The following is a 15,695-nucleotide window of genomic DNA, read 5'->3' on the forward strand; positions in this document are numbered from 1 at the left end:
CTCTAAAAACTATTAATTTAACTAAAAAGACAATTGATGTCTTGAAGCTAAAATATTTATGGTCCAATCGCTGCTTTATTTTAATAAAGATCTTAAAAAGTTTTTTCTAAGACTTTTAAAATCCATTTCTCTTATTTTATCGTATCTCCACTACATGTTGAATGCTACATCAGGCTATTCAGCCTCTGATATTTCTATCTTTAAAATCACCGTTATCTATGTCTAACTTTACTTTTAGTCGATCTAAATTGTTTAGATTCAATTTTCTAGTTTTATTTTTATTATTGGTTAGCTATAATGCATCAGCGCAGTTTTACACAAAACATTACATCGCGCCTGCACCGTGGCAATATTTTAGTAAAGCAAACGAAATTGTTATTGCGACAAATTCGGCTACCACAGTAAATATCGCTTTAAAAAAGAGTGATGGTACTCTAGAAACAAACTTAACGGCAATAAAAGGGGCACCAGCGATTTACAGATTTAAGCTGCTTTCTAAAAATCTGCCTATGAATCCATTAAATACAGTTATTAATGCTGCCGGATTAATCGTAGAAAGTACTGCACCTACTTCTATAAATATGCGAAATATTGCTTCTGATGACTATGTAAATGGAGAAAATGTAGATGCTAATATGAAAGGAAATGCTGCATTAACAAGTTTTGGCGATGCAGGAATTGGAGTTAGATTTAGAGTAGGATATTACAGAGACGGTTCGTTAGGGAATTTTGCCAGTTTGGGTGATCAGCGTCCTATTTATAGTATCATGGCAATAACAAACGGTACATCTGTAACCATAGACGGCGTTGTTAAAGCAACTTTAGATGCAGGCCAAAGTTATTTGTTTAAAGCCCCAATAGGAACTTTGGTACAATCCTCTAATTCAACTGTAATGAATACTTCTGCTGCAATTGATACACCGGGAGGATGTGGAGATGGAGCATTTAACCAGATTCCGCCCGAATCAGTTTTAGGTTCAGAATATTTTATTGAAAGAGGAAAAGGAAATGATACAGCGGAGCAAACTACGGTTGTTGCGACAAAAGATAATACTACAGTTACAGTTGACAGCTATTCGGTTACAGGAGCATTAGTAGGAACAAAGACAACTGTATTAGCAACGGCAGGTAAATTTTTTACTTTCCTTAATGGAGTTACAACCACTAACTTTTCGGCTTCAAGAGTTTCAGCAGATAAAAATGTAGCGGTATATTCCGGAACCGCACAATCTTGTGAAGTCGATATTTCGACCATTGCACCAGTATCAGAATGTGGAGGGTCAAATTTTATTGAAACTGCAAAATTTAGGAATTACGGAACTGGATCGTTACCTTATTTTGGCTATGTTCTTTTGAAAGATGCAACTGCAGTTGTAAATGTAAATGGAACAAATATTGAAACAGTAACAGGTATTAATGCACGTCATCAATTAGGATCCACAGGTTGGTATATAATTAATTTTGAAGATACACAAATAGGAAGTCCAAATATTCTTTCGATATCAAGTGCGGCAAAATTAACAGTTTCGATTGTACAGCAAGGAGGAGGGTTTTCTATGGCAGGATTTTTCTCTAATTTTGCAGCTCAGCCAGAAGATCCCACTATGGCCTATGTTTCAGGTGGAGGCTGTACGAACAATACAGCGACTCTTACAACCCCTTCCGGTTTTGCACCATATCAATGGTATTTTAATGGTACACCAATAACAAATGCAAACTCAAATTCATATATCGCTACAAAAACAGGATCTTATTCAGTTGCGTCAACTTTGGCTTGTGGCGTTCAAACCCAATCCAAACCAGTTAGCGTAACATTATGTACTGATTTAGGTATTACAAAAACAGTTGACAATGCTACTCCTTGTGTAGGTTCGAATGTTGAATTTACGGTGAAACTAAGTAATTTGGGCGTTAATAATTCTACCGGAGTTTCTGTGAATGATTTACTTCCTACAGGATATACATTTGTAAGTTCAACACAAACGGTTGGAAGTTATAATTCAGCAACAGGAGTTTGGAGTATTGGTGATGTAAGTGGAGGAATTACAGAAACATTAAAAGTTATTGCTAAAGTAAATGCTACAGGAGTTTACACTAATACAGCATCATTACCCGCTACAACAACCGATAGCGATATGACTAATAATTCAGCAAGTGTTTCAACTACGCCAAATCCATTGCCAATATTAGTTATAACTAATCCTGCCGCAGTTTGTTCTCCATTAAAAGTTGATATTACTGCTCCGGCAATTACAGCAGGAAGTTCATCAGGTTTAACTTTTACTTATTGGACAAACGCAACGGCGACAACATCATATGCAACCCCAACAGCAGCTACGACAGGTACATATTATATAAAGGCAACTAATGCCTCAGGATGTTCAGATATAAAACCAGTTGTTGTAACGGTAAATGCAACTCCGGCAGCGCCAACGGCTTCAGCACAAAATTTCTGTTCAGCAGATGCTAAAAAGGTCAATGATTTAGTTGCAACAGGCAGTACGTTAAAATGGTACAATACTAACACAGGCGGAACAGCCTATTTAGGCACAGAATTATTGTCAACAGGGACTTATTATGTAAGTCAAACTTCTGCAAGTAGTTGTGAGAGTAGCAGAAAATCAGTATTAGTAACAGTAAATCCAACTCCTGCAGAACCAACAATAGTTTCAACAGCACCAACATGTTTAGCGGCCGGAAGTTCGAAAGTATCAAATTACAATTCAAACTTATCTTATATTTTTACTCCAACGGGTCCAAGTGTCGCCTCAACTGGAGTTATTTCTGGAATGTTGGATGGAACAGATTATATTGTCGCGGCTAAAAGCACAAGTAATTGTAGTTCTGCATCTACATCAGCATTTAAAAATAATGCAATGTTGATAACGCCAAATATTCCATCAATTATATCAACTTCTCCAACATGTTCATCTGATGGAATTTCTACAGTATCAAATTACGATTCAGGTTTAACGTACACTTTTAATCCATCAGGACCAAGTATAGCTTCAACCGGAGTTATCTCAGGAATGATTATTGGGACAGATTATACTTTAACGGCAGGAAATACAACTTGTACTTCAAACGCAACATCTGCTTTTAGAAATAATGCAATGTTGGTAACACCATCAGTTCCAAATTTAGTTTCAACTTCTCCAACATGTTCATCTGATGGAATTTCCACAGTATCCAATTACGATTCAGGTTTAATATATACTTTCAATCCAACAGGTCCAAATATAGCTTCAACCGGAGTTATCTCAGGAATGATTATCGGAACAGAGTATACTTTAACGGCAGGAAATGCAACTTGTACTTCAGTCGCTACATCTGCCTTTAGAAACAATGTGATGTTGGTAACACCAAATATTCCAACAATTATATCAACTGCTCCAACATGTTCATCTAATGGAATTTCTACAATATCAAATTACGATTCTACTTTAACATATACTTTTAATCCAACAGGACCAAGTATAGCTTCAACCAGAGTTATCTCAGGAATGATTATCGGAACAGATTATACGCTTACGGCAGGAAATACAACTTGTACTTCAGTCGCTACATCTGCTTTTAAAAATAATGCAATGTTGGTGACTCCAAATGTTCCAACAATTATATCAACTTCTCCGACATGTTCATCTGACGGAATTTCCACAGTATCAAATTACAATTCTACTTTAACGTATACTTTTAATCCAACAGGACCAAGTATAGCTTCAACCGGAGTTATCTCAGGAATGATTATTGGGACAGATTATACGCTTACGGCAGGAAATTCTACTTGTACTTCATTACCAACTTTGACTTTTAGAAATAATGCAATGTTGGTAACGCCAAGTGTTCCAACAATCACATCAACTGCTCCAACATGTTCCTCTGACGGAATTTCTACAGTATCAAATTACGATTCTACTTTAACATATACTTTCAATCCAACAGGACCAGGTATAGCTGCAACAGGAATTATCTCAGGAATGACAATCGGGACAGAGTATACGCTTACGGCAGGAAATTCTACTTGTACTTCATTACCAACTTTGACTTTTAGAAATAATGCAATGTTGGTAACGCCAAGTGTTCCAACAATCGCATCAACTTCTCCGACATGTTTATCTGATGGAATTTCCACAGTATCAAATTACGATTCAGGTTTAACGTACACTTTTAATCCATCAGGACCAAGTATAGCTTCAACCGGAGTTATCTCAGGAATGATTATTGGGACAGATTATACTTTAACGGCAGGAAATACAACTTGTACTTCAAACGCAACATCTGCTTTTAGAAATAATGCAATGTTGGTAACACCATCAGTTCCAAATTTAGTTTCAACTTCTCCAACATGTTCATCTGATGGAATTTCCACAGTATCCAATTACGATTCAGGTTTAATATATACTTTCAATCCAACAGGACCAAATATAGCTTCAACCGGAGTTATCTCAGGAATGACAATCGGAACAGAGTATACTTTAACGGCAGGAAATACGACTTGTACTTCAGTCGCTACATCTGCTTTTAGAAATAATGCAATGCTGGTAAAGCCAAATATTCCAACAATTATATCAACTACTCCGACATGTTCATCTGATGGAATTTCCACAGTTTCAAATTACGATTCAGGTTTAACGTACACTTTTAATCCAACAGGACCAAGTATAGCTGCAACCGGAATTATCTCAGGAATGATTATCGGAACAGATTATACGCTTACGGCAGGAAATACGACTTGTACTTCAAACGCAACATCTGCTTTTAGAAACAATGCAATGTTGGTAACGCCAAGTGTTCCAACAATCGCATCAACTTCTCCGACATGTTCATCTGATGGAATTTCTACAGTATCAAATTACGATTCTGCTTTATCATATACTTTTAATCCAACAGGACCAATTATAGCTGCAACAGGAATTATCTCAGGAATGACAATCGGGACAGATTATACGCTTACGGCAGGAAATACAACTTGTACTTCAAACGCAACATCTGCTTTTAGAAACAATGTGATGTTGGTAACACCATCAGTTCCAAATTTAGTTTCAACTTCTCCGACATGTTTATCTGATGGAATTTCCACAGTATCAAATTACGATTCAGGTTTAACGTATACTTTTAATCCATCAGGACCAAGTATAGCTGCAACCGGAATTATCTCAGGAATGATTATTGGAACAGATTATACGCTTACGGCAGGAAATGCAACTTGTACTTCAATCGCTACATCTGCTTTTAGAAACAATGTGATGTTGGTTACGCCAGCAGTTCCTTTATTTAGCGCGGTAAATCAGCCGATATGTGGTACAACAACAGGAAGTTTTACAATAACAAATTTTAATGCTGCATATAATTATGTGATAACGCCTTCGACAGACGTTACTCAAACCGGAAATATAATTACTGCTCCGGCAGGAACTTACAGTATTGTAGCACAGGCTAATGGTTGTGAGTCTCCAAATTCAAGTGTTGTCATTAATTCTAAAATATGTGCCATTGCAGATTCTAATTTTGGAATACAAACAGCATCAACAACAATCACATTAGTGGGAAATGTAACCACAAATGATACTTTAAACGGCTTTCCGGTTACATCTGCTAATACCAATGTAACGCCAATTACAAGTGGTTCACTGAGTATTGATGCAAATGGCGAATTGACTTTGGCTCCAAATACTGCATCAGGAACTTATACTATTGATTATACAATATGTGAAGATGGGGCAAATCCGGCGAATTGTGCAACAACAACAGCAACAGTTGTAATAGGGAATACTTTAATTGCCAATGTTGATAATACTTTTAGAACACAGATATCATCATCATCAATAATTACAGTTGGAAATGTTGCCACAAACGATACTTTAAACGGGTTTCCAGTTACTTCGACAAATACTAATGTAACGCCAATTAAAACTGGTCCGCTTAATATTGATGCAAATGGAGAATTAACTCTGGATCCTAATACACCAGCAGGAACTTACACAATTACTTACCAAATTTGTGAAATAGGGGCAAACCCGGCAAATTGTTCTTCTAATACAGCTACGGTTGTGGTGGAAAAAGGAGTAATTATTGCATTAACCGAAAATACGCAGCCAATAAATGGCAGTATTGGAGGAACCACATTTTCACTAACTAATAATGATACATTAAACGGAATTCCAGTACTGATTACAAATAGTCCCGGCGGTGTAATATTAACAGCGATAAATGTTCCAACAGGGTTAATCTTAAATGCTGACGGAACTGTCACAGTAAAAGCAGGAACTCCAATAGGAAACTATGAAATTGAATATAGTATTTGTGAATATATAAACCCAACAACTAATTGTACTTCTGTAAAAAGTTATGTTCCCGTAACGGGGGCGGTTTTACAGGCAAATAATGATAATGCAGGAACTGTTGATAATAATAAGGGGCAAAATTCAACAACAAATATTTTTAATAACGATACTTTAAACGGGCTAATGGTTAACCCGGCAGATTTGATTTTAAGAACGGTTATTCCTAATCCCAATTTAATTTTAAATTCAAACGGAACAATCACAGTAAAACCAGGAACGCCATCTGGAAATTATGAATTAACATATCAAATTTGTGAAGTTTTAAATACATCTAATTGTAGTGAAGCGGTGGTGAAAATTTCGGTAGTTAATGTTATAGGCGTTACTCCGCCAATAGTACCAATTGTGCCGCTAACACAAATTGTTGTAGTTAATGAAACTGCCAGTGTTGACGGAATAAATGGTTCACTTGAATTTATAAATATTTTAGACAATGATTTATTAAACGGTTTACCAATTAATCCTGCTGATGTTGTAATTACAAATACTCCAAATCCTTATTTTGAATTCAATTTAGACGGAACTGTAAATGTAAAACCCAATACACCCGGAGGAAATTATACATTGCCATACCAAGTTTGCCAAAAAACAAATTCATCTAATTGTGGCAACGGAATTTTAACGGTTTTTGTAGAAGTTCCTGCTATTGCGATAATTAAAACAGCAGTATTTAACGACGAAAATAATAGCGGATTCGCAAATGCAGGTGAAACTATTACTTATAAATTTAAAGTAACAAACACAGGAAATGTTCCCTTGACAGGAATTATGATTTCAGATCCTTTACCGGGAATTGTGCTTTCCGGACAAGTAATTGATTTAGAAGTAAACCAATCTGATGATAACAATTTCGTTGCTACTTACAAAATTACACAAACCGACATCAATAATGGTAGCGTAAGCAATCAGGCAACTGTAAAAGGAACGAGCAAAAAAGGAATTACTGTCGAAGACAAATCAGATGGAGAGGATAATACGGGAGATAAACCAACAGTAATGCCTTTGAATGGTTGTGTAATAAAAGTTTTTAATGCATTTTCTCCAAACGGAGACGAAAAAAACAAGAGATTCTATATTCAGGGGTTAGAATGTTATCCTGAAAATACGGTAGAAATCTACAACCGTTGGGGTGTTCTGGTTTACGACACAGACAATTATAACAATGAAGATCGCTCTTTTGTAGGTCTCTCAGCTGGAAGAACCACTATAAAACAAGCTGACGGATTACCTGTAGGAACCTATTTCTATATCTTGAAATACAAAGACACAGCTTCAAATCCGCATGAATTATCAGGTTATTTATATATCAACAAATAAAAAATACAAATGGTTTAGTGATTGCTAAGCCGCTTTTTAAAGCCTTTAAAATGAAAAAGATAATAGTAGTATTCCTGTTTTTTTCTGCTGTGTGTTCAGCGCAGCAAGACTCTCAGTTTACACAATATATGTACAATACAATTACGATAAATCCTGCATATGCAGGTTCTCGTGGTGCATTAAGTGTTTTTGGATTGTATCGTACACAATGGGTAGGACTTGATGGCGCGCCCGAAACAAGCACATTCTCTGTAAATACACCTCTAAGTAATAGTAATTTGGGATTAGGAGTTTCATTAGTCAACGATAAAATTGGTCCAACAAATGAGAATACTTTATCAGCTGATTTATCCTATACAATTCCAACGTCTGATACTTTTAAACTTTCTTTCGGAATAAAAGCAACGGCAAATCTTTTTAATCTGGATGTAAATAAATTAAGTTATGAAGATCAGGGAGATCCGCAATTTCAGGATTTAAACAATAAAATTACCCCTAATATTGGAGCAGGAGTTTATTGGCATTCAGATAAAGCATATTTAGGATTATCGGTTCCTAATTTCATCGAGACTAATAGATACAATGATAATGATACGGCTATTTTTAAAGATAAGATAAACTATTATTTGATGGCAGGTTATGTTTTTGATGTTAGTTATTACGTCAAATTCAAACCGGCAATATTAACAAAAATGGTCGAAGGTGCTCCTTTACAAGTGGATGTTTCGGGTAATTTTATATTCAATGATAAATTTGTTTTGGGACTTGCCTACCGTTGGAGCGCATCTGTAAGTGCAATGGCAGGTTTTCAGATTACCGATGGTTTATATATAGGATATGGTTATGATCATGAAACAACCAATTTAAGAAGATACAATTCCGGATCGCATGAAATTTTCCTGCGTTTTGAGTTTTTCAATAATTATAACAGAATTACATCACCAAGATTCTTCTAAAAAGCCAGTCTATGAAAACCAAAAACCTGAATTATACCATTTTATTTATATTGTTTTTTCTAAACATATTTGCACAAAAAACAGCCATAAACAATGCCAATGAAAAATACGAGAAGTACGAGTATGTTGATGCAATAAAAGTGTATGAAAGTGTTGCGAATAAAGGATATAAAGATGAAAAAATGTTTCAGCGACTTGGTAACTCCTATTATTTTAATGGTGAATTAATTAAGGCTTTAAAATGGTACGACGAATTGTTTTTGATGAACGAACAACAAGAGCCTGAATATTATTACAGATATTCACAATGTCTTAAATCGGTGGGAAATTATTCTAAAGCAGATATTATTTTAGAAAAATTCAGTAAAAAAATTACTAACGATCAAAGAGGTATTTTGTTTGAAACCAATAAGGATTATTTAGAAGAAATAAAATCTAATTCCGGACGATTTGAAATTGCCGATGCCGGAATAAATTCTAAATATTCAGATTACGGAAGTGCTGTTTTCAATGATAAATTGGTATTTACTTCTGCAAGAGATACTGGCGGAATAGCTAAGAAAAACTTTAAATGGACCAATAAATCCTTTACCAATTTATATACTGCTGAACTAAAAGCAGACGGAAGTATTGGGAATCCCGAACGTTTTCAGAAAAAAGTAAATACAAAATTCAATGAGTCAACTCCCGTTTTCACAAAAGATGGAAAAACGATGTATTTTACCCGAAATAATTTTCTGGACGGAAAAAGGGGAAGAGACCTAAAAAAGATCACATTGTTAAAACTATACAAAGCCAGGTTTATTGATGGCGAATGGAAAAACATTCAGGAACTTCCTTTTAATAGCAATCAATATAGTGTGGCGCATCCCGCTTTAAGTGTCGATGAAAAAATGTTATATTTTGCATCAGATATGCCCGGAACTTTAGGACAATCAGATTTGTTTAAAGTGAGTATTAATGATAACGGAACCTTCGGGAAACCGGAAAATTTAGGCGCAACAATTAATACCGAAGGAAGAGAAACATTCCCCTTTATATCAAATGATAATGAACTCTATTTTGCCACTGACGGAAGACCGGGATTAGGCGGACTTGATGTTTTTGTTTCTAAAATAGATAACGATGGAACTTTCGAAGCAATACAAAATGTGGGAGAACCAATAAATAGTAAACAAGACGATTTTGGTTATACCATTAACAGTAAAAACCGAAATGGATTTTTCTCCTCAAACAGAGAAAATGGTCAGGGATTTGATGATATTTACCGCTTTACCGAAACTCGTAAACTAACTTGTGAGCAGGAATTGACAGGAACAATAACAGATTCTGAAACAAATGAAATTCTTTCAAATACCAAAGTTGCATTGTTTGATGAAAATTTTCAGCCTGTAGCCGAGGTTGTTTCTGATGAAAAAGGAAATTACATTTTTTCTAATTTAAAATGTGGAAAGAATTATTTTGTACGCACATCAAAAACGGATTATGAAAATAAAGAAACTCCAGTAACAATTAAAAGATTAGACGGAAAAACAACTTTGCCAATACAGCTCGAAAAAAGAGTTAAACCAATAATGGTAGGAACAGATCTTGCAAAAACACTTGATATTCCTATTGTTTATTTCGATTTGGATAAAACCACAATTAAAAAGGAATCGGCTTTTGAATTAGAGAAAATCGCACAGATATTAAAACAATATCCAAACATAAAACTTGATATCCGTTCGCATACAGATAGCCGACAAACAGTAAAATACAATCAGATTTTATCAGATAAACGAGCAAAAGCGACTATGAACTGGTTCATTGAAAATGGCGTAGATTCAATCCGATTAACGGCAAAGGGTTACGGAGAATCACAATTAATAAATCAATGTTCTGATGGCGTAAAATGTTCTGAAGAAGAACATAAGCTGAATAGACGAAGCGAATTTGTAATTACGAATTTATAATTTTCATGCTTGAAATGAAATTGTATATAAACCCATTACGAATTTGCATTTTGTTCGTATTTTTAACTGGACTAAAGTCCAGCCCTACAATATGGTTTGTTCCTCTGGAACTTTAATGCTTTTGGTTTATAAAATGCTATTTACTTAAACGCATAAAAAACCATCTGCTCGATTTATATTTTTTAACTGGACTAAAGTCCAGCCCTACAATATATTTTGTTCCTCTGGAACTTTAATGCTTTTGGTTTATAAAAGGCTTTGTACTTAAACGCATAAAAAAACATCTGCTCGATTTTATATTTTTAACTGGACTAAAGTCCAGCCCTACAATATATTTTGTTCCTCCGGAACTTTATAAAGCAATAGCTTGTAAAGAGCCATCGGCTCGATTTATATTGTAGGGCTGGACTTTAGTCCAGTTTACACAACAACATATCGATGATTTAATTATCACCAACAATCATTTGATTAATTTCACCTAATAATTCAAATTCATTTAAAGGAAACATCTCAAGAACCATTTCTAGAATGACCGACACATTTATGGGATTTTTGTTTGTGCTTGATTTTATATGACCGTCATTATCGAGTGTCAAAACACACATTTTTATCATATTGGTAATCACACAACCAAGTTCATAATAGCTGATGTTAATCTGAGCTGTATAAACTTCTGAATTCTCATTATCTGACTTAGAAGGATTGAAATATTTCCCAATTATTTTATTAATATTCTCTAATTTTTGCGTTTCGTTTGTTTTCATAATAATATGTTTTTAAGTCAGGCAATTTCCGACTTATAATTATTAATTTCAACATACGATAATATGTTTTTTGAGTTTTTTCTTACGAAAATAATAATGTAAATTTGTAATTATTGTTTTGAAACCTTTCAGATAGTTTGTTGCTCGAAACTTTAATGCTTTTGGTTTAAAGGCTTTGTACTTAAATCCATAAAGAGCCATTGGCTCGATTTATATTTTTTTAACTGGACTAAAGTCCAGCCCTACAAAATATTTGTTCTTCTGGAACTTTAATGCTTTGTACTTAAACCATAAAAAAACATCTGCTCGATTTATATTTTCAACTGGACTAAAGTCCAGCCCTACAAAATAGTTTGTTCCTCCGGAACTTTATAAAGCAATAGCTTGTAAAGAGCCATCGGCTCGATTTATATTGTAGGGCTGGACTTTAGTCCAGTTTACACAAAACCCATCGGTGGTATATTTAGTTGACTATATATTGCTTCGGTGGAGCATTGCAAATTCTAAAGGGAATTTAATTTCTCCAAAATACTCCGCTAGGAGTTACATATTGGTAGAAACCCAAATTACCCCCAAATTAAATATCCCATAGGGATTATACTCACACAACAATTCACGCAATCTGGAAATTAAAAACCTGCACTTTCTTCAGAAAAGTCATAAAATTCATTCATTTTTTTGAAGTAATATTTCTGAAATTCAAAATAAAAGGTATTATATTTAAAATGAATTGATTAAGTTTTAAAAAATCGATTTCGTTGTTGTGTGTATTCATTTTTTTCTAACTTTATAGATCTAAATTTTTTCAGATATGACTGTAAATCAAATACTAAACGCAAAAGGAAAAAATGTTTATTCGGTTCTTTCAACAACTACGGTTTATGAAGCCTTAAAAGTAATGGGAGAGAAAAACATAGGAGCTATTCTTGTTATTGATAATAACGATTTAAAAGGAATATTATCTGAAAGGGATTACGCCCGAAAAATTGTTTTAAAAGACAAATCATCAAAAGAAACCTTTGTTCATGAAATTATGGAAAGCAATGTTTTTTCGGTCAACCTTTCAAACAATATTGAGGATTGTATGGAACTAATGAGCACTAAAAGAATCAGACATTTACCAGTTTTAGAAGATGGAATTGTAGAAGGCATAATCTCAATCAGTGATGTTGTAAAAGCAATTATAGAAATTCAAAAGGATACAATAAATCACTTAAACTCTTATATTTCTCAGTAAAGGAAATTTAAAAAATAAGCTTTATAAAATAGTCCAAATAATAGCGGACTATTTTTTTTGGTATTCAACAAATGTTATTTTAAGAAAAGAAAACTATAAAAATACGCCAATTTAAACCAAGACTTATATCTTTGTAAGCTAGAATAAAAGCTAAAAATAAATGAACAAAGAGAGTAAAAGAAGAGAAGCGTTACTGTACCATTCAGAACCAACTCCAGGAAAAATTCAGGTAGTTCCAACAAAAAAATACGCAACCCAAAGAGATCTGTCTTTGGCTTATTCGCCAGGTGTTGCAGAGCCATGTTTAGAAATTGCAGCAAACGTTGATGACGTTTACAAATATACAGCAAAAGGAAATTTAGTTGCCGTTATCTCAAACGGTACAGCTGTTTTAGGACTTGGGGACATTGGTCCTGAAGCTTCTAAACCAGTAATGGAAGGAAAAGGTTTATTGTTTAAAATATTCTCGGATATTGATGTTTTTGATATAGAAATTGGAACAAAAGATATTGAAGAATTTATTCAGACAGTAAAAAATATTGCTCCAACTTTTGGAGGAATTAATCTGGAAGATATTAAAGCGCCGGAATCTTTTGAAATTGAAAGAAGACTGGTTGAAGAATTAGACATTCCGGTAATGCACGATGATCAGCATGGAACGGCTATTATTTCTTCGGCAGCTTTAATCAATGCTTTAGAATTAGCAGGCAAAAAAGCCGAAGATGTAAAAATGGTAGTTTCCGGTGCAGGTTCTGCAGCGATTGCCTGTACAGATTTATATGTTTTATTAGGAGTTAAAGTTGAGAATATTTTAATGTTCAATAGTAAAGGACTTTTAACAAAAGACAATCCTGCATTATCAGAATTACAATTGAAATATGCTGTTGACGGTGCTAAAATAGATTTAGCCGAAGCTGTAAACGGTGCAGATGTTTTCATCGGTTTATCATCAGGAGGAATTTTATCTGCTGAAATGTTATTGACTATGAAAGAGAATCCGATTGTATTTGCAATGGCAAATCCAAATCCGGAAATCGATTATAATTTAGCTACAGAAACTCGTAAAGATGTTATTATGGCTACGGGACGTTCTGATTTTCCTAATCAGGTAAATAACGTTTTAGGCTTTCCATATATTTTTAGAGGAGCGCTGGACGTTCGTGCTACAAAAATTAATGAAGCTATGAAAATGGCTGCTGTAAAAGCATTAGCTATTTTGGCAAAAGAACCAGTTCCTGAGCAGGTTAACGTGGCTTACGGTGCAACAAAATTAGGTTTTGGTCAGGAATATATCATTCCTAAACCATTTGATCCACGTTTGATTACTATCGTAGCGCCAGCAGTTGCAAGAGCAGCAATGGAATCCGGAGTAGCAAAAAATCCTATCACAGACTGGGCAGCTTATGAAGATGCACTTCGTGAACGTATGGGGAACGATAATAAAATGGTACGTTTGATTACAAACCGTGCTAAAATGGATCCTAAAAGAATTGTTTTTGCTGAGGCAGATCAATTAAATGTATTAAAAGCAGCTCAAATTGTTCATGAAGACGGTATTGGTGTTCCAATTTTATTAGGTGATAAAGATATAATCTTAGAGCTTAAAGCCGAATTAGGTTTTGATGCTGATCTTCAAATCATCGATCCTAAAACAGCAGAAGAAGACGGCAGAAGAAAAAGATTTGCAACCTCATATTGGACAACCAGAGAACGCAGAGGAGTTTCATTACTTGATGCTCAAAAATTCATGCGCGAAAGAAACTATTTTGCAGCAATGATGGTAAACGAAGGCGAAGCAGATGCTTTAGTTACAGGTCATACCAGAAGTTATCCAAGTGTTGTAAAACCAATGTTGCAATTAATTGATAAAGCAGCCGGAGCATCTCTTGTAGCAACAGCAAACATGATGATGACCTCTCGCGGACCAATGTTCTTGTCTGATACGGCAATCAATATTAATCCAACTGCCGAAGATTTAGTTAATATTGCATTAATGACGGCTAAAACAGCTAAAATGTTTGGAGTTGAGCCGGTTATTGCAATGGTTTCATTCTCAAACTTTGGTTCATCTACAAGTCCTGGAGCGTCAAAAGTGAGAGAAGCAGTAGCTTATTTACATAAAAATCATCCGGAATTAATTGTTGATGGAGAAATTCAGGCAGATTTTGCTTTGAATCAGGAAATGCTTGCAGAGAAATTTCCTTTCTCTAAATTGGCAGGTAAAAAAGTAAACACATTGATTTTCCCTAACTTAGAGTCAGCTAATATTACTTATAAGTTGTTGAAAGAGTTGTATAAAGTAAATTCGATAGGTCCAATTATGATGGGAATGGGTAAACCGGTTCACATTTTCCAATTAGGAGCAAGTGTCGAAGAAATGGTTAATATGGCTGCAATCGCAGTTATTGACGCACAGGAAAAAGAAAATAAAAAAAATAAACAGACCAGAGAATAAGAAAATTTTAATTAACAATAATTTTGTCGTATTTTTATTGCAATATTCTTATATTTGGATCCTTTAAATTAAATTATGATAGCACATTTGCAGGGAAAGTTGGTAGAGAAGAATCCCACAGAGGTTGTAATTGACTGTGGAGGAGTTGGTTATCAAGTGAATATCTCTCTACATACCTTTTCATTAATCCCTAATGTTGAAAATATAAAACTGTATACGCATCTTCTGATTAAGGAAGATGCGCATACTTTATTTGGTTTTGCCGAAAAATCAGAGCGCGAAATATTCAGGATGTTATTATCTGTTTCCGGAATTGGGGCAAACATTGCAAGAACGATGTTGTCTTCAATCGAACCAAGACAAATTATTAACGCAATTGCATCCGGAGATGTGGGTGTTATTCAGTCAATTAAGGGCATTGGAAACAAAACAGCACAGCGAGTAATCCTTGATTTGAAAGAAAAAGTGTTAAAGTTGTACGATTTAGACGAAGTTTCGGTAGTTCAAAACAATACAAACCGAGATGAAGCGTTATCTGCTTTGGAAGTTTTAGGTTTTGTCCGAAAAACTTCAGAAAAAGTAGTGGAGAAAATCGTAAAAGAAGACCCGGAAGCTACTGTAGAAACAATCATCAAAAAAGCCTTAAAAAGCCTATAAACTCAATTTTATA

At 34.6% G+C, this 15,695-nt stretch carries 7 protein-coding genes; 6 read left to right on the forward strand and 1 reads right to left on the reverse strand.

Annotated features, from left to right (window positions below; genetic code table 11):
- Window positions 1–218 precede the first annotated feature (218 nt).
- The 3 genes from ACHRVX_RS11180 to ACHRVX_RS11190 are packed head-to-tail and all read left to right on the forward strand — an operon-like array spanning window position 219 to window position 10,569.
- A complete protein-coding gene (locus ACHRVX_RS11180; protein WP_395332180.1) occupies window positions 219–7,661 on the forward strand; it encodes a gliding motility-associated C-terminal domain-containing protein in 7,443 nt (2,480 codons plus the stop codon).
- 50 nt (window positions 7,662–7,711) lie between these two features.
- Window positions 7,712–8,617 carry a type IX secretion system membrane protein PorP/SprF gene (locus tag ACHRVX_RS11185; protein ID WP_395332182.1) on the forward strand — a complete coding sequence of 302 codons (906 nt, stop codon included), beginning with the start codon at window positions 7,712–7,714 and terminating at the stop codon, window positions 8,615–8,617.
- Window positions 8,618–8,628: 11 nt separating this feature from the next.
- Complete coding sequence (locus tag ACHRVX_RS11190) at window positions 8,629–10,569, forward strand: OmpA family protein (RefSeq protein WP_395332184.1); 1,941 nt, start codon at window positions 8,629–8,631, stop codon at window positions 10,567–10,569.
- A gap of 443 nt (window positions 10,570–11,012) precedes the next feature.
- On the opposite strand, the gene ACHRVX_RS11195 is transcribed toward ACHRVX_RS11190, so the two are convergent.
- Window positions 11,013–11,333, reverse strand: a complete 321-nt coding sequence (locus tag ACHRVX_RS11195; protein WP_395332186.1) for a hypothetical protein — start codon at window positions 11,331–11,333, stop codon at window positions 11,013–11,015.
- An 811-nt stretch (window positions 11,334–12,144) separates the two neighbouring features.
- On the opposite strand from ACHRVX_RS11195, the gene ACHRVX_RS11200 reads away from it, so the two are divergent.
- The 3 genes from ACHRVX_RS11200 (at window position 12,145) to ruvA (ending at window position 15,682) form a co-directional block, all read left to right on the forward strand.
- Window positions 12,145–12,570, forward strand: a complete 426-nt coding sequence (locus ACHRVX_RS11200) for a CBS domain-containing protein (protein WP_395332188.1) — start codon at window positions 12,145–12,147, stop codon at window positions 12,568–12,570.
- A 160-nt stretch (window positions 12,571–12,730) separates the two neighbouring features.
- Window positions 12,731–15,025, forward strand: coding sequence for an NADP-dependent malic enzyme (locus ACHRVX_RS11205; RefSeq protein WP_395332190.1), 2,295 nt, complete (start codon window positions 12,731–12,733; stop codon window positions 15,023–15,025).
- Window positions 15,026–15,100: 75 nt separating this feature from the next.
- Window positions 15,101–15,682 (forward strand): Holliday junction branch migration protein RuvA, encoded by a 582-nt coding sequence (gene ruvA / locus ACHRVX_RS11210; RefSeq protein WP_213295353.1) that lies wholly within the window; start codon window positions 15,101–15,103, stop codon window positions 15,680–15,682.
- Window positions 15,683–15,695 lie beyond the last annotated feature (13 nt).

Origin of the sequence: Flavobacterium sp. FlaQc-47, assembly GCF_044006475.1 — a bacterium.
Classification (GTDB): Bacteria; Bacteroidota; Bacteroidia; order Flavobacteriales; family Flavobacteriaceae; genus Flavobacterium.